General features: G+C 75.4%; 16 protein-coding genes. 6 read left to right on the top strand and 10 right to left on the bottom strand.

The window, feature by feature from the left end; all coding sequences use genetic code 11:
- The first annotated feature begins 90 nt into the window (after positions 1 to 90).
- Positions 91 to 1,296, top strand: coding sequence for a PQQ-binding-like beta-propeller repeat protein (locus BMZ16_RS10520; RefSeq protein ID WP_089800271.1), 1,206 nt, complete (start codon positions 91 to 93; stop codon positions 1,294 to 1,296).
- The gene (locus tag BMZ16_RS10525) at positions 1,206 to 1,625 is read left to right on the top strand and encodes an outer membrane protein assembly factor BamB family protein (RefSeq protein ID WP_177199664.1); all 420 of its coding nucleotides are present in this window, start codon (positions 1,206 to 1,208) and stop codon (positions 1,623 to 1,625) included. Before BMZ16_RS10520 ends, BMZ16_RS10525 begins: the two co-directional genes overlap by 91 nt.
- Here the strand turns inward: BMZ16_RS10525 and BMZ16_RS10530 are convergent.
- The 10 genes from BMZ16_RS10530 to BMZ16_RS10575 all read right to left on the bottom strand — a co-directional run bounded on the left by BMZ16_RS10530 (position 1,609) and on the right by BMZ16_RS10575 (position 12,296).
- Positions 1,609 to 2,637, bottom strand: a complete 1,029-nt coding sequence (locus BMZ16_RS10530; RefSeq protein ID WP_255366559.1) for an acyltransferase family protein — start codon at positions 2,635 to 2,637, stop codon at positions 1,609 to 1,611. The genes BMZ16_RS10525 and BMZ16_RS10530 overlap by 17 nt on opposite strands.
- Positions 2,634 to 3,638: a D-alanine--D-alanine ligase family protein gene (locus tag BMZ16_RS10535; RefSeq protein WP_089800275.1), complete on the bottom strand. Its 1,005-nt coding sequence runs from the start codon at positions 3,636 to 3,638 to the stop codon at positions 2,634 to 2,636. The genes BMZ16_RS10530 and BMZ16_RS10535 overlap by 4 nt, the downstream gene beginning before the upstream one ends.
- Complete coding sequence (gene alr / locus BMZ16_RS10540) at positions 3,635 to 4,861, bottom strand: alanine racemase (protein WP_089800277.1); 1,227 nt, start codon at positions 4,859 to 4,861, stop codon at positions 3,635 to 3,637. Before alr ends, BMZ16_RS10535 begins: the two co-directional genes overlap by 4 nt.
- Positions 4,858 to 5,499 carry a M15 family metallopeptidase gene (locus BMZ16_RS10545; protein ID WP_089800279.1) on the bottom strand — a complete coding sequence of 214 codons (642 nt, stop codon included), beginning with the start codon at positions 5,497 to 5,499 and terminating at the stop codon, positions 4,858 to 4,860. Before BMZ16_RS10545 ends, alr begins: the two co-directional genes overlap by 4 nt.
- A 216-nt stretch (positions 5,500 to 5,715) precedes the next feature.
- Positions 5,716 to 7,293: an outer membrane protein assembly factor BamB family protein gene (locus BMZ16_RS10550; RefSeq protein ID WP_089800281.1), complete on the bottom strand. Its 1,578-nt coding sequence runs from the start codon at positions 7,291 to 7,293 to the stop codon at positions 5,716 to 5,718.
- Positions 7,294 to 7,418: 125 nt separating this feature from the next.
- Positions 7,419 to 7,805 (bottom strand): hypothetical protein, encoded by a 387-nt coding sequence (locus BMZ16_RS10555; RefSeq protein WP_143082799.1) that lies wholly within the window; start codon positions 7,803 to 7,805, stop codon positions 7,419 to 7,421.
- Positions 7,806 to 7,972: 167 nt separating this feature from the next.
- Positions 7,973 to 8,812, bottom strand: coding sequence for a carbohydrate ABC transporter permease (locus BMZ16_RS10560; protein ID WP_089800285.1), 840 nt, complete (start codon positions 8,810 to 8,812; stop codon positions 7,973 to 7,975).
- Positions 8,805 to 9,773 carry a carbohydrate ABC transporter permease gene (locus BMZ16_RS10565; protein ID WP_089800287.1) on the bottom strand — a complete coding sequence of 323 codons (969 nt, stop codon included), beginning with the start codon at positions 9,771 to 9,773 and terminating at the stop codon, positions 8,805 to 8,807. Before BMZ16_RS10565 ends, BMZ16_RS10560 begins: the two co-directional genes overlap by 8 nt.
- 29 nt (positions 9,774 to 9,802) lie before the next feature.
- Entirely contained in the window at positions 9,803 to 11,113 is a 1,311-nt protein-coding gene (locus BMZ16_RS10570) for an ABC transporter substrate-binding protein (protein WP_089800288.1), read from the bottom strand.
- Between the two features lie 163 nt (positions 11,114 to 11,276).
- On the bottom strand, positions 11,277 to 12,296 hold the full coding sequence (locus BMZ16_RS10575; RefSeq protein ID WP_089800291.1) for a LacI family DNA-binding transcriptional regulator: 1,020 nt from the start codon (positions 12,294 to 12,296) through the stop codon (positions 11,277 to 11,279).
- Between the two features lie 143 nt (positions 12,297 to 12,439).
- Between BMZ16_RS10575 and BMZ16_RS10580 the strand changes: the two genes are divergently transcribed.
- The 4 genes from BMZ16_RS10580 to BMZ16_RS10595 are packed head-to-tail and all read left to right on the top strand — an operon-like array spanning position 12,440 to position 14,463.
- Positions 12,440 to 12,751: a hypothetical protein gene (locus tag BMZ16_RS10580; RefSeq protein WP_089800293.1), complete on the top strand. Its 312-nt coding sequence runs from the start codon at positions 12,440 to 12,442 to the stop codon at positions 12,749 to 12,751.
- Positions 12,744 to 13,400: a Pr6Pr family membrane protein gene (locus BMZ16_RS10585; RefSeq protein WP_089800296.1), complete on the top strand. Its 657-nt coding sequence runs from the start codon at positions 12,744 to 12,746 to the stop codon at positions 13,398 to 13,400. The genes BMZ16_RS10580 and BMZ16_RS10585 overlap by 8 nt, the downstream gene beginning before the upstream one ends.
- Positions 13,401 to 13,441: 41 nt before the next feature.
- Positions 13,442 to 14,218 (top strand): class I SAM-dependent methyltransferase, encoded by a 777-nt coding sequence (locus BMZ16_RS10590; protein ID WP_089801010.1) that lies wholly within the window; start codon positions 13,442 to 13,444, stop codon positions 14,216 to 14,218.
- 17 nt (positions 14,219 to 14,235) lie between these two features.
- Positions 14,236 to 14,463: a hypothetical protein gene (locus BMZ16_RS10595; protein WP_089800298.1), complete on the top strand. Its 228-nt coding sequence runs from the start codon at positions 14,236 to 14,238 to the stop codon at positions 14,461 to 14,463.
- The last annotated feature ends 1 nt before the right edge of the window (position 14,464 follow it).

Consider the following 14,464-nt stretch of genomic DNA (forward strand, 5'->3'; position numbering starts at 1 on the left):
CGTCGCGGCCGTTCGCACGACCGTCCCGCGGTCCGATGACGGCGCGACCGAACCCGCCCGCGACGTCGTCCCGGCAGCTAGCCTCCGACGATGGCGCGCCGCGGTCACCTGCACGAGGTCGAGCTGGTCGAGGAGTGGCCCGAGCCCGACGGCGCGACCTCCGGGGGTGCGACCGTCGACGGCGTGCCCACCGGTGACGAGGGCCCCTCGGCGGAGCGGGGTCGACGCGGACGACGCCTCGCGCTGCTCGTCGGTGCCGGGCTCGTCGCGGCCCTGGTCGTGGGCGGCGCCGTGGGGCAGGTGGCGGTGGACCGCCGTGAGCGGGCGACGATCGCGGCGGTGGCCGCGCAGCCGTACGGCGTCGACCTGCTGACGCGTCCCCCCGAGCCTGCGTGGCAGGTCACCACCCGGCACCGCGTGCAGCTCGGGGACCTGCGGACCGCGGACGGCCTGCTCGTCGGGGTGCCGTCCGTCGCGCGCGGCCCGGTGGCGGTGACGGCCGTGGACGCCGCCACGGGGACCGAGGTGTGGCGCGTGGAGCTCCTCGACGGCTCGACACGCCCCGGTCCGGGTGCGGACACGTCGGCGTGGGCGGACTCCGGCCGGTGCGCGCCTGCCGGCAGCCGCGACGGCCTCGTGACGTGCTGGGTGGGCGACGGCGTCGAGGTGCTCACCGACGAGGGGTCGACCGCGCTCCCGCCGTCGGTGACGCGCGTCGTCACGCTCGACGCCCGCGACGGGTCGGTCGTCACCGACGTCACCGGGGCGCTGGGTGAGCAGGTCGTGGCCCCGTCGTTCGCCGCCGTCGCGGACATCGTCGTGGTCGTGGCCCCGACCGAGGGTGGGGCCGACGTCGTCGCGGTGGGACCGGACGGTTCGGAACGGTGGCGGACGACGGTGGCGGCACCCGACGACGCGGACGAGCGCTGGTTCCACCTGAAGGCTGTCGGTGAGCTCGTCGCGGTCGGCTCGCCGAGCGGTCTGCACCTCCTCGACGTGCAGGGGCGCACGGTGCGCTCCTGGGAGCCGGGCCACGGCGCCCGGCACGTCGTCGCCGACGTCATCGGGGGCCAGGTCCACGTCGTCACGTCCGGGGACGAGGGCCGCGCCGGCACGGGTGACGAGGACGTGCGCACCACGGTGGTGGCCCGGAGGCTCACGTCGAGGTCGTCGGGTACCCCCTCCTGGTCCTCGACGACGGCAGCGTGCCCGGCCTGCTGCTCACGCGCGTCGACGACCGGGTCACGGCCTGGGACGCCGCGGGGGAGGAGCTGTGGTCCCGCGACGGCCGGGTGACGTGGAACGCGTTCCTCGTCGCCGGCCGCCTGCACCTCGTCGGCGAGGGACCCCTCGTCACGATCGACGCGCGCACCGGCGAGGGGCTGTGGGAGTCCAGGGCGGTGGCGGGCACGCCCGTCCTCGACGGGCGGCACGTGCTCGGGCTCGCCCGCTTCCCGAGCGCGGGCGGCCGGCCCGAGCTGGTCGCGCTGGACCCCGCGGACGGCACCGAGATGTGGCGGTCCCCCCTGCCCGACGGGACCGACGACGTGACGGCCTCCGGGCACATGCTCGTCGCGGTCGACCTGACGGACCGTGACGACCTGACCCTCACCGTCCTGCGGTGACACCCGCCGGGGCCCGTGGTCGTCGGCCCGCCCGCTGCACGGGCCGCTCCACCAGCCACCAGCTCGCGGCGGCCGCGAGCAGCGTCGCGGGCACGGCGACCAGGCCGGTGGCGTCGTCGAGCGTCGGACGCAGCCAGAGCGTCAGCGGGTAGTTCCACAGGTAGGCGCCGTACGACACGGTGCCGAGCGCGACCAGCGGGCGCCACGCGGGTCGCAGGGTGACGTGCCGCCGGCCGGCCTGCACCAGCACGACGGTCGCCACCGCGACCGCGGGCCCGGCGAGCAGGTAGGTCGCGGCGTGGCCGCGCAGGTCGACGACGCTCAGCACGGCGAGCAGCGCGACGGCCGCGGCCACCGCCGCGGGGCCCGTCGCGGGGCGCGGCCACCGGTCCTGCAGCACGCGGGAGGCGGCGCCGACGACGAAGCAGCCGAGCCACGAGGTGGCCAGCGGGTACGCCGCGTCGGGGTCTGCCCGGAACCACACGACGGTCACGACGCACAGCAGGGCGGCGACCAGCCCGGCGAGCGCCACCCCGGTCCGCAGGCGCCCCGCACGCACCGCGAGCACCACGACCAGCGGCCACACCAGGTAGAACTGCTCCTCGGTCGCCAGCGTCCACAGGTGGTAGATCGCCGGGCTGACGCCCACGAGGCCGACGGACGGCACGTTGGCCGTGTACGTCAGCGACACCGCGACGCTCCGCCCGAGCGTGTCGACGTCGCCCAGCGGGTCGAGCGTCAGGGTGACGACGACGAACCCGACGACGAGCACGACCAGCGCCGGGACCAGCCGTCGCAGCCGACGCCACCAGAACCCCCGCAGGTCGACCCGCCCGGTCTCCTGCGCCTCGTCCACCAGCAGACCGGTGATGAGGTGCCCGGACAGCGCGAAGAACATGACGACGCCGACGACCCCCGCACCCGGGAACACGTCGGGCCAGGCGTGCCGCAGCATCACCAGCGCGATGGCGGCACCCCGCAGGGCGTCCCACGCACCGACCCGTGCCGTCACGGCGTGCGCGCCGCGTGCCGCACCCGTGCCTGCTCGACGAGCTCGGCGACCAGCTCCGCGTACGGCAGGCCCGCCGCCGCGAACATCCGCGGCACCTGCGAGTGCGCCGTCATGCCGGGCATCGTGTTGACCTCGTTCATCAGCGGCCCGCCGGCGGTGAGGAAGAAGTCGACACGCGCGACCCCGTCGCACCCCAGCGCGTCGACCACCGCCAGCGCGGCGGCGGCCAGGCGGTCCGCGTCCACCGGGTCCAGCTCGGCCGGCACGACGAACCGCGCGCTGCCGTCGTACTTCGTCGCCGTGTCGAAGACGGCACCGGCGTGCCCGATCTCCAGCGGCGGGGACGTCACGGTGGTGCCGTCGGCCCGGCGCAGCACGGCGACGTCGATCTCACGGCCCGTCACCACCTCCTCGACCAGCACCCGGTCGTCCAGCTCCAGCGCCGCCGCGACCGCCGTCGCGAGCTCGTCGACGGTGTCGACACGGCGCACCCCGTGGCTGGACCCGCTCGCGACCGGCTTGACCACGGCCGGCAGACGCGGCTCGCGGCGGGCCTCGGCGACGCTGCGCACGACGCGCCCGTCGGCCACGGCGACGCCCACCGCGGCCGCGACCAGCTTGGTCGCCCACTTGTCCATCCCGAGGGCCCCGGCGCGCACGCCCGACCCGACGCAGGCGATGCCCACCAGGTCGGCCAGCGCGGCCAGGGTGCCGTCCTCGCCGTGCGGGCCGTGGACCGCGGGCAGCAGCACGTCGCACGTCGCGATCAGGGCGACCGCCTCCGGGAACGTCAGCGCGGCGCCGTCGGTCGACCACGTGCCGTCGCGGGCGACGGTCAGGGCGACGACGTCGTGGGTCGGGGCCAGGGCGTCGCGGACGGCCGCGGCGCTCGCGATCGACACGTCGTGCTCGGCGTTGGCGCCGCCGCCCACGACGGCGACGCGGCACACCGGCGCCGGCGACGACGGCTGCGGTCGCTGCTCCAGGGGGGACAGGGTCATGGGTGCTCCAGGTGATGAGGGGGAAGGGCGTGCGGTGGGACGTGGGCGCCGGCGGGGACGGTGCGGCGCACGAGCCGACGTCCGAGGCCGGTGAGGAGCTCGTGCGGGAGGGTGCCCGCCCAGGCGGCCCACTCGGTGAGCGTGGGCGCCGGCGCCCCGTCTGCCGTGGGGTCGTCGTCGCCGGTGCCGACCACCGTGACCACGTCGCCCAGGCGTACGGGCAGGTCGCCCACGTCGACCACGACCTGGTCCATCGACACGCGTCCGACGAGGGGACGCCTGCGGCCGTGCACCAGGACCTCCGCACGGCCGGACGCCGCGACGGGCAGGCCGTCGGCGTAGCCGAGCGGCAGGAGGGCGAGGCGGGTGGGGGCGGGGGTGCGGTAGGTGTGGTCGTACCCGACGCCGACCCCGGCGCCGACGTCGCGGACCTGCACCACCGGCGCCGTCACCCGGGCGGCCCCGCGCAGCACCGGGTACCGGCCCGTCGGGTCGATGCCGACCAGGCCGGCGCCGACGCGTGAGAGGTCGAACACCGTGTCGGGCAGGCCCAGCACGGCGGCCGTCGCGCCCAGGTGCCGCAGCCGGGGCCGCAGCCCGGCCGCGTGCGCGTGCCGGACGCCGCGCACGAACCGTGCCCTGGCGGCCGCGTTGCCGGCCGGGTCGAGGCTCGCCGCACAGGGCAGGTGCCCCATGACGCCGACGACCCGCACGGTCCCGTCGAGCTCCGCACGGCGGGCCGCGGCGCACAGCGCGGGCCACAGCTCCGGCGGGCAGCCGTCGCGGGCCGCGCCGCAGTCGAGGTACAGGTGGACGCGCACGACGCGTCCCAGCCGCCGTGCCGCCGACGCCGCGGCCCGCAGGTGCGTGACACCCGGCACGGCCACGTCGACCCCGTGCAGCACGGCGTCGGACAGGTCGTCGCCGGGGGCCGTCAGCCAGGCCAGCAGCGGCGCCGTCAGGCCCGCGAGGCGCAGCTCGGCCGCCTCGGTGAGCGTCGCGACACCGAGCGCGGACGCCCCGTGGGCGAGCGCCGTGCGCGCGACGGCCTCGGCGCCCAGCCCGAACCCGTCGGCCTTCACGACAGCCATCAGGCGCCGCGCCGACCCGGCCAGGACGCGGGCGTTGTGCGCGACCGCGTCGAGCCGCACCGTGAGCACCGGGCGGGTCCGGGCCACGGCGGCGTCCGGGCACGGGTCCGTCGGGCAGAGGGTCGCGCTCACGCCGCCACCGGCCCGTGCAGGGCGGCCGGGCTGCCCGTCAGCAGCGCCCAGTAGCGGTCGCCGAAGCTCCAGTGCCACCACTCGGTCGGGTAGTTCACGAAGCCGGCGGCGCGCATCGCGTCCGACAGCGCCGTGCGCAGGGCCCGTGCGGCCGGTGGGACCGGCGCGTCGGTGAAGCACCGCCCGCCGCTCTCCTCCGGGGTCGCGTCGAGCGGGCACCCCAGGTCGAGCTCCGTGCCCGCGTCGTCGACGAGGGTGACGTCGACGGCCGCACCGGCGACGTGCGGCGCCACGGCCACCGGCGCCACGTAGCGGCTGGTGAGCCGGTCCACCTCGGCGTCGGACGCGGCGGGGTGGTCCGCGCGCACGCGGGCGCGGTACCCGGCGACGATCGCGGCCTGCTCGGCCGGGCTGCGCCACCCCTGCGCCAGGGCCAGGTGCAGGCCGGCCGGCAGCGCGGCCTGGGCGAGCGCGAGGCGCCGGGCGACCGGTGCCCGGACACGGGCACCGAGCGGGTCGGTGGCGGGCCGCAGGCGGGGCAGCCGGGCGTCGACGAGGGGGTCGCCGCTGTCGACGACCGGGACGGCCGCCACGCGCGGGTCGTGCAGCAGGACGACGTCGTCGCAGGTCAGGGGCATGAAGGTGACGCTATGCGGGACGCCTCGCCCGGCGATTCCCCCTGCGGGATCGACGTGCGGCCCACCACGGGGGCACACGACGCTGCGCGTCCTCCGCCCGTGGTCGGTGCAGCGGCGGACCCGTCCCACCCCGGGATGACGTGCCGGTCGTACGGACGAGCGCGCGGCGGGGTCGCCGCACCCTGCCGCGGCGCGTGCCGCGGTCGGCCGACCGGATCACCCCAGTGCGGTGACGGTCACCCGGTCCGTGAGTCCGTCGTGCTCCCACTGCTGACCCAGCATGAGCCCGCCCACCGCCCACAGGCTCTCGACGTCGACCGGCACGGGTGCGCGCCACACCTCCGAGCCGTCCTCGCGGTCGAGCGCGACGAGGCGGGTGCCGCCGTCCTCGCCGAGCGTGGGCCCGGCGGTGACGACCAGCACGGTGCCGTCGGTCAGCAGCGGGGTCTCCGAGCGCAGGGCGGTCACCCGCCAGACCTCGGCACCCGTCCGGGCGTCGAGCGTCAGCAGCCCGGTGCCGTCCGTGAGGTGGACGAGCCCGTCCAGGACGACGGTCTGGCGCGGCAGGCGGACGTCGGCGGTCCACAGCGGTGCGTCGTCGCGGCCCCAGGCGTGCAGGCCGTCGGCGTCCCACGTGAGCGCCGTGAACGGTGCGGTGCCGTCGTCGACGGTCGCCCACACCCACTCCCCGGGGCGGGTGACCGCGCCGTCCGGCCCCAGGAACGTGGAGGACGCGGGCGGCTGCGGCGGACCGGGGGGAGTGCCGTACGGGCCGCCCGTCCCCAGGACGACCGTGTCGTCGGTGGAGCCCGTGACCCAGGCGTCCGCGTCACGTGGCGTGCGGTGGACCGTCGCCCCCGTCGCGTCGAGGAGGTGGACGGCGTCCGGCGCGACGAGGGCGGCGTGGTCGCCGACCGTGAGCAGCTCCAACCGCTCCGGCACCCCTCCGGGCTCGGGCTCCGGGGGCGGCGGGCCGGGCACGGCGGTGCGCCACGCGACGGTCCCGTCGCGGCGGACGGCCCGGACCTCGGCACCGTCGGACGTGCGGCCGGCCAGCAGCACCAGGTCACCGAACGCTGCGTACGACTCCGCCACCGGCGCCGCGGCGGCCTCGTCCGTGAGGTCGGTGACCACCGTGCCGTCGCGCGTGTCGAGCAGGACGACGCGGGTGACGGTCGCGGGGATCCGGCGGAACGACCCGTCCTCGTCGACCCACACGGAGTTCTCGGCGGTGCACAGCATCACGTCCGCAGCGTTGCCGTCGTCGGTGCCCGGCCAGCAGTAGGCCGAGCCGCGCCCGGCCGTGGTCGTCCCCGCCGGCAGCTCCATCGTGTCGGCGGCCGTCAGCAGGTCGACCTCCCACACCGTCCTGCCCGTGGCCAGGTCGACCGCGCGCGCGACGACGGTGCCGTCGGATCGCCCCACAGCCCCCGCCAGGTCGCCGGCGGTGGTCCGGACCTGACCCGACGGGATGTCCTCGTCGCTGGTCCACAGGACCTGCGGCGGCCCGTCGAGCGGTGCGAGGACGTTCGGGAGCGCGGCGAGGGAGGCGATCCGGTCGCGCTCGCGCGCGGTGACGACGCCCTGCCCGACGACGCCGACGAGTACGAGGGCCGCGAGCAGGCCGACCCCGAGCGTGGTGGCCCGGCGCCGGCGCGCGCGTGCGGCGTCGTCGCGCCCCGCCCCGGACGGTGGGCCGTCCGCGGGTCCCCCCGCCGGGCCGGCCGACGCGCCCTCGTCCGGGCCGTCCTCCTCGACGAGGTCGACCTCCTGCTTCGGGCCACGGCGTCCCATCGGCGCAGGGTAACCGGACATCGGCCGCGGACGGGCCGATCTCATCCCATCTCACCCACGGCACCCGACCGCGTCGCCACGTCGGGCGCCGTGCCCGTCACGCCGTGCCCGTCGTGCCGTGCCCGTCACGCCGTGCCCGTCAGGTCCGACGGGTCCGGCCGGGTGGGTCGCGGGGCGCGTCCCGTCGACGCCACGAGCCACGCGGGCGCGGCGCTGACGGCCGCGCCGACCACCCACCACGCGACGTCGTCCGCAGCGGCCCCGGCGAGAACCACGACCGTGACGGTCAGTGCGGCGAGCGGCGCCAGGGCGAACCACCACCGGCCCGGTGCCCGGTCACGGGAGACACCCGCGACGACACCGAGAGCGAACACCGGCAGCAGGGTCAGCAGGGGAGGGACCGGCCATGTCGTCAGGTGGGCGAGCACCACCGCGGCCTGGACCACCGCGAGCACCCGCACACCGAGGCGCCACCGGAGGGTCGCCCGCTCGTCGACCCGGATCTCGCTCACCACCGGTCCCCCCCTCGTCCCTGCCCGGCTCACGAATCGGCGAACCGCGTACCTGGAGGGATCCTGACATACCGGACCGTGCGGCGGTGCGGCTCAGCGGGAGCGCCGCAGGCCGGTCCCCTCCACCGGCCCGCAGCGCCGTCGTCAGGTGCCCGCACCCCCGCCGATCACTTCACCGCCCCCGCGGTCAGCCCGGCGACGAACTGCCGCTGCAGCAGCAGGAACCCGATGACGACCGGGATGGACACGACGAGCGAGGCCGCCATGATCTCGTTCCAGTAGACGTTGGTCTGCGTCGAGTACTGCCGGATGCCGACGGCGAGCGTGCGGTTCGCCTCGGTGGTCATGACGGAGGCGAACAGCACCTCGCCCCACGCCGTCATGAACGCGTAGATCGCCACCGCGATCACCCCCGGCCGCGCCGCCGGCAGGACGACCCGGAACAGCGCGCCGATGGGGGAGCAGCCGTCCACGCGTGCGGCCTCGTCCAGCTCCTGCGGAATGTTGTCGAGGTACCCCGAGAGCATCCAGATGGAGAACGGCAGCGAGAACGTCAGGTACGTGATGATCAGCCCGATGCGGGTGCCGACGAACTGGAAGCCCGTCTGCTGCTCGATGTTGACGAAGATGATGAACAGCGGCAGCAGGAACAGCACACCGGGGAACATCTGCGTCGACAGCACGGTGGTGGTGAACGCCGTCCGGCCGCGGAACCGGTACCGGGACACCGCGTAGGACGCGAAGACCGCGATCGCGAGGCTCGCCAGCGTGGCGGCGCTCGACACGATGAGGCTGTTCACGAAGTACCGGGCCAGCGGCACCGTGGTCCACATGTCGATGAACGGCTGGAACGTCAGGGTGGTGGGCCACCACGAGAACGCCCCGCGCACGTCCTGCAGCGGTTTGAGCGACGACGTGATCATGACGTAGAGCGGCAGGGCCGTGACCGCCGCGAGCACGACGACCACGACCGTGCGGAACGTCCTGAACGCCCGGGTCTCATGCACGGCGCGACCTCCGGTTCAGGGCGATCAGGTAGATGCCGGTGACGAGCAGCAGGAAGAGCAGCAGCAGCACCGACATCGCCGCACCGGCGCCGAAGTTCCACGTGAGGAACGAGGCGTTGTAGATGTGGAACGAGATGAGGTCGCCCGCGGGTGGTTGCGACGTCCCGAACAGCACGTACGGGGTGTTGAAGTCGTTGAACACCCACAGGAACATCACCAGCACCAGCACCAGGTTCACCGGGCGCAGCATCGGCAGCGTGATGGACCACCAGGACCGGAACGCGTGCGCCCCGTCCATCGCCGCGGCCTCGTACAGGTCGTCGGGGACCGACTGCAGGCCCGCGGTGAGCATGAGGAACGCGAACGGCCACAGCCGCCAGGTCGCGACGATGACGATCGACGCGAACGCGTGCCCGCCGATGAGCCAGAACGGCCGCTCGTCCAGCACCCCGAGGTCCTCGACCAGCAGCTGGTTGATGACCCCGGTGTCCCGCTGGAGCATGAAGTTCCACGTGACGATGCCCGCGTACACGGGCAGGGCGTAGGGCACGAGGAACAGGGTGCGGAACAGTGACCGGCCGCGGAACGGCCGCTGCAGCGCCACGGCGGCGGCCATGCCCAGGACCCACGCGGTGCCCACCACGAGCACGGTGTACGCGCACGTGATCGCGAAGGAGCTGAGCAGCGCGCGGCCCACCGCACCGTCGAAGTCCAGGGCGACCTGGTAGTTGCGCAGCCCCACGAACGGGGCCGACGTCCAGTCGCGGATGAAGAACCGCGTGAGCTGCGTGAAGCTGATCCAGATGCCCGTGAGCATGGGCACCAGGTGGATGACCACCTCGAGCAGCACCGCCGGTACCAGCAGCGCGTACGGCAGCCACCAGCCGCTCCTGCGGCGGCGACGGCCGGGCGCGGTGCGCGCCGCGGGCACCGGCGGGGCGGTGGACGTGGTCGTGGCCACGGCGTCCTCCTCGCGGGGTGTCGCTGCCGTCAGCCGACCGACGCCTGGACCTGGTCCTGGGCGGTCTGCATGGCCTCGCGCACGTCGTCCTCGGTGACCGTGCCGCCGGTGGCGATCGTGGCGAACATGCGGTTCATCGCCTGCCCGACGGTCGTCTCGAACTGGTCCTCCGCCGGCACCAGGGGCAGCGGGGCGGAGCGCTCGTTGTAGATCTGCGTGAACGTCTCGGCCAGCTCGGGGTCGTCGGTGAAGGCGGCCTTCGCGTCCTTCAGCACGGGCAGCGAGGAGAACGGCTTGCCGAGGGTCGTCTGCACGTCCTCGCTGGTCATGTACTCGACGAGCTGCAGGGCCTCGTCGGGGTGCTCGGTGTTGCCGAAGACCGAGATGTTGATGCCGGCGACGTGGCTGGCCACGTCGCTCTCCGCGTCCGCCGGGGCGGGGAAGGGCACCACGCCGTACGCGTCGGACGCCATGCCGTTGGCCTCGATCGTCGCGTTGGCGTTGTTCTGGTTGAGGATCATCGCGGCCTTGCCGGTGGCGAAGTCCGCCACGGCGAGCGATGCGTTGTCGTACTGCGCGTTGGCCGGGTTGACCACGTCGTCCGCCTGCATGAGGTCGAGGTAGCGCACGATGCCGTCGACCACCCCGTCCTCGGTGAACGTCGGGTTGCCGTCGGCGTCGAACAGCTCGGCGCCGTTCTGCGTGGCGTTGATGAACGCGAAGTGGTTGTTCTCGGTGTAGCTGCCGGCGGCGAGCGCCATGCCGTAGACCCCGGTGGCCGGGTCGGTGAGCGACTGGGCGGCCGAGACCATCTCCTCCCACGTCGTCGGGGGCTGCAGGCCGGCCTCCTCGAACATCGCCTTGTTGTAGTAGAGCCCGTACGCCAGCCCGTACAGCGGCACGGAGGTGGGGTCGGTGTCCGGGGCGCCGCCGGTCTCCAGCGCGGTCTCGACGAACTTGTCCGACCCGCCGATGGCGTCCATCGCGGCGTCGTCGAGCGGCAGGAACGCGCCCGTGGCCTGCAGCGACACGGCCCAGGTGTTGCCGATGTTGACGACGTCGGGCGCCTGGCCGGAGGTGACGGCCGTCTGGATCCGCGTCTGCAAATCGCTCCAGCCGATGACCTCCAGGTCCACGCCGATCCCGGTGTCCTCGGTGAACTGCTCGAGGACGGGCGTGAGGACCTCCTTGTCGTTGTCCAGGCTCGTGCCCTGGTTGCTCGCCCAGTAGGTGAGCGTGACGTCGCCGTCACCGGAGGCGGAGTCGTCGCCGCCCCCGCCGGAGCATGCCGCGAGGAGCAGGACGGGGACGGACGCTGCGGCGAGGTGGCGAAGCTTCACGGGGACTCCCTTGTCGAGTGCCGGGTACTGCCTAACCGGTTCAGTTCGCGGGGACAACGTATCCGCCGTTAGGCCGAACGGGAACCCTTCGTGACGGATTCGTGACAGGAGTCAGCGGCGCCGTCCACTCGCGGGGTGCCGGCGCGGCGATGGGCAGGACCGGTCAGGCGGGGGCGGGTCCCGTGCTCGCGCGCACCCGCAGCTCGCTCGGGCGCGGCCCGGTGTCCCCGTCGGGGGTGCCGGCGATCACCGCGAGCAGCGCCTGCGCGCAGCGGCGCCCGAAGTCCCGCGGGTGGCGGTCCAGCGCCGTGACCGGCGGCGCCCCGATCTCGCACAGCAGCGAGTCGTCCCAGCTCACCACCGACAGCCGGCCGGGCACGTCGACCCCCTCGCGGGCGGCGGCCCGGACCACGCCCAGTGCCATGACGTCGTTCGACGCGACCCACGCGGTGGTCCCCGGCCCGTGCCGCAGCCGCTCGGTCGTCAGCCGCTCCGCCGTCCCCATCGTGTAGTCGCCCTCGACCGTCTCGACGGCCATGCCGGCGCGGTCCGCCGCCGCGCGCATCAGCTGGTCACGCCGCTGCTCGTGCAGCAGGCCCGACGGGCCCGCCAGGTGCACGATCCGCCGGTGGCCCAGGTCGCGCAGGTGCTCGACGACCCGGTCCGCGTCCCCGTGCTCGTCGGGCACGACGGCGGGCAGCGCGGCACCCGGCTCCGCGGCGCCGTTGAGCACCGCCGGCAGGCCCAGGTGCCGCACCAGGGGGATGCGCGGGTCGTCGCGCCGCTGGTCGAAGATCATGACGCCGTCGACCCGCCGCTCACCCGCCCACCGCTCGTACACGGCCAGGTCACGGCCGGGCTCCGTGCCGACCATGCGCAGCAGCAGCCCGTACTCCGCCTCGATCAGCGCCGACTCGATGCCCGACAGCACGAGCATGTAGTACGGCTCGGTGCCCAGCAGGTCGGGGTCCCGCGACAGCACGAGGCCGACGACGCCGGTGCGCGCCCCCGACAGCGTCCGCGCCGACGAGCTGGGGTACCACTGCAGCTCGCGGGCCAGCGCCAGCACCCGCGCCCGCGTCTCCGCGCTCACGCCGGGCCGCCCGTTGAGCGCGTACGAGACCGACGCCTTGGACAGTCCCAGGCGCTGCGCGAGATCGCCGATGGTCACGCGCTCGGCCATGGGGCGATGCTACCGGGGGTCCGGGAGACCGGATCGGCGCGGAGCCTGCGGCCCGGCTGCGGCGGAGGGACCTCGCTCCCGGTGCCACGGACCGGTGTCCGGACCGCTCGCCGCCGGCACCCGACCCGCGGCAGACTCCTGGCATGACCCCCAGGACCGCCACCCCCGCGCGGCTCGCCCGCGCGTTCGCCGCCGGCGCGCTCGCGGTCAACGCCGTCCCGCACGGCGTCGCCGGGTTGTCGGGCCGGCGGTTCACGTCGCCGTTCGCGCGACCGCCCGGGCGGGGCGACTCCCCGGCGCCCGTCAACGTGGTGTGGAGCGCCGTCAACGCCGGCGGCGCCGTGCTCCTCGCCAGGGGCACCCTGGCGGACGGCCGGGGAGCCGCGGCGTTCGGCGGGGGAGCCGTCGCGGTGGGGCTGCTGCTGTCGTGGTACTTCGAGCGGGTGCGTGGCTGAGGTGCGCGACACCGGGTGCGGGACGACGTCCCGCACCGTGGCGAGCGTCCGCGTCGTCGTGGGGTCCGCGGTGCTCGGGGTGCTCGCCGCGTCCTACGCCGAGCAGCGGGCGGCCGGGCGCGGGGCGCTCGTCGACTTCCTCGGGTACTTCACCAACCTGACGAGCCTGGCCACCGGCGTGCTCCTGGTCGCGACGGGCGCCCTCGCGCTCACCGGCCGGCGCGTCCCGGCGTGGCTGACGGTCGCCCGCGCCGTGGCGACGGCGTGCCTGCTGGTCGTCGCGCTGGTGTCCAACGTGCTCGCACCGGGTGCGGGCGGGGCGTCGCCGTGGGTGACCGCCGTCCTGCACGTCGTGTTCCCGTGCCTCGTCGTGCTCGACTGGCTGGTCGTGGCCGACCGCCCGTCGCTGCCGTGGCACCGGCTGTGGCTCGTGCTGCCGTACCCCGTGCTCTGGCTGGGCGTCGTGCTGACCCGCCGCCGCACCGACGGCTGGGTGCCGTACGGGTTCCTGCTGCCCGAGCGGGGGCTCGGGTCGCTCGTGCTGCACGTGGTCGGGCTGCTGATCGGTCTGCTCGGGGCCGGGGCGCTGGTGTGGGCGGTCAGCGGGACCCGGGGGCTGTGGCCGAGGCGTCCGCCCGCGACGACCTGACGGGCCGACCGGCCGCGCCGTCCGACCGCTACGGTCACCGGATGGGACTGCGACAGCTCGCGTGGCGCGCGTGCTACGAGCTGCTCGGCGCGCGCGTGCGGCAGCCGGCGTGGACGTTCATGAACTACGGGTTCGCACCGCTCGACCCCACCGTGGCGCCGCTCGCGCTCGACCCGGCCGACGAGCCCGACCGCTACGGCGTCCAGCTCTACGCGCACGTCCTCGACGGCGTCGCCGTCGCCGGTGCCGACGTCCTGGAGATCGGGTCCGGGCGCGGCGGGGGAACGTCGTGGGTCGCCCGCGCGCTGGCGCCCGCGACGACGACCGGTGTCGACCTGGCCGCGTCCGCGGTGCGGCTCAGCCGGCGGCAGCGCCGCGGCCCGGGGCTGCGGTTCGTGCAGGGGGACGCGCTCGCGCTGCCGTTCGCCGACGCGTCGTTCGACGTCGTCCTCAACGTCGAGTCGTCGCACTGCTACCCCTCGACCGAGAGGTTCGTCGCCGAGGTGCACCGGGTGCTGCGCCCGGGCGGCACGTTCGCCTGGGCCGACTTCCGCCCCGCTGCCGAGGTCGCGACGACCCGGGCGCAGCTGCGCTCGAGCGGGCTCGTCCCGGTCCGTGAGGACGACGTCACCGCCGAGGTCGTGCACGCGCTCGGTCTGGACGGTGCGCGGCGCGCGGAGCTGGTGCGGACGTGGATCCCGCGCGTCGCGCAGCGGGCGTTCCGTCCGTTCGCGGCCCTCGACGGGACGGGCCCGCACGAGCGCTTCGCCACGGGCGCGACGCGGTACCTGTCGGCGCAGCTGGTGCGGGTGGGCTGAGCCCGGCGGCCGCGGCTGTGGCTGCAGGGCGGCTCCGCGTCGACAGGCCGGTCCCCGACGGCTCCGCCCGCAGGAGCGGGAGCCGGGGGTCAGGCACGCAGGAGGTCCTCGACCGGGCCGAGGTCGACGACGCCGCTGCCGGCTGCACGCTCGCCGCGGGCCGGCGCCAGCGCACCACCCGTGCCGGGCACTTCCTGGCCGAGGAGGCGCCGCGGGAGGTCGTGGCGACGCTGCGCGCGCGCTGAC

The sequence above is a fragment of the Cellulomonas sp. KH9 genome (genome assembly GCF_900114185.1).
Taxonomy (GTDB): domain Bacteria; phylum Actinomycetota; class Actinomycetes; order Actinomycetales; family Cellulomonadaceae; genus Cellulomonas.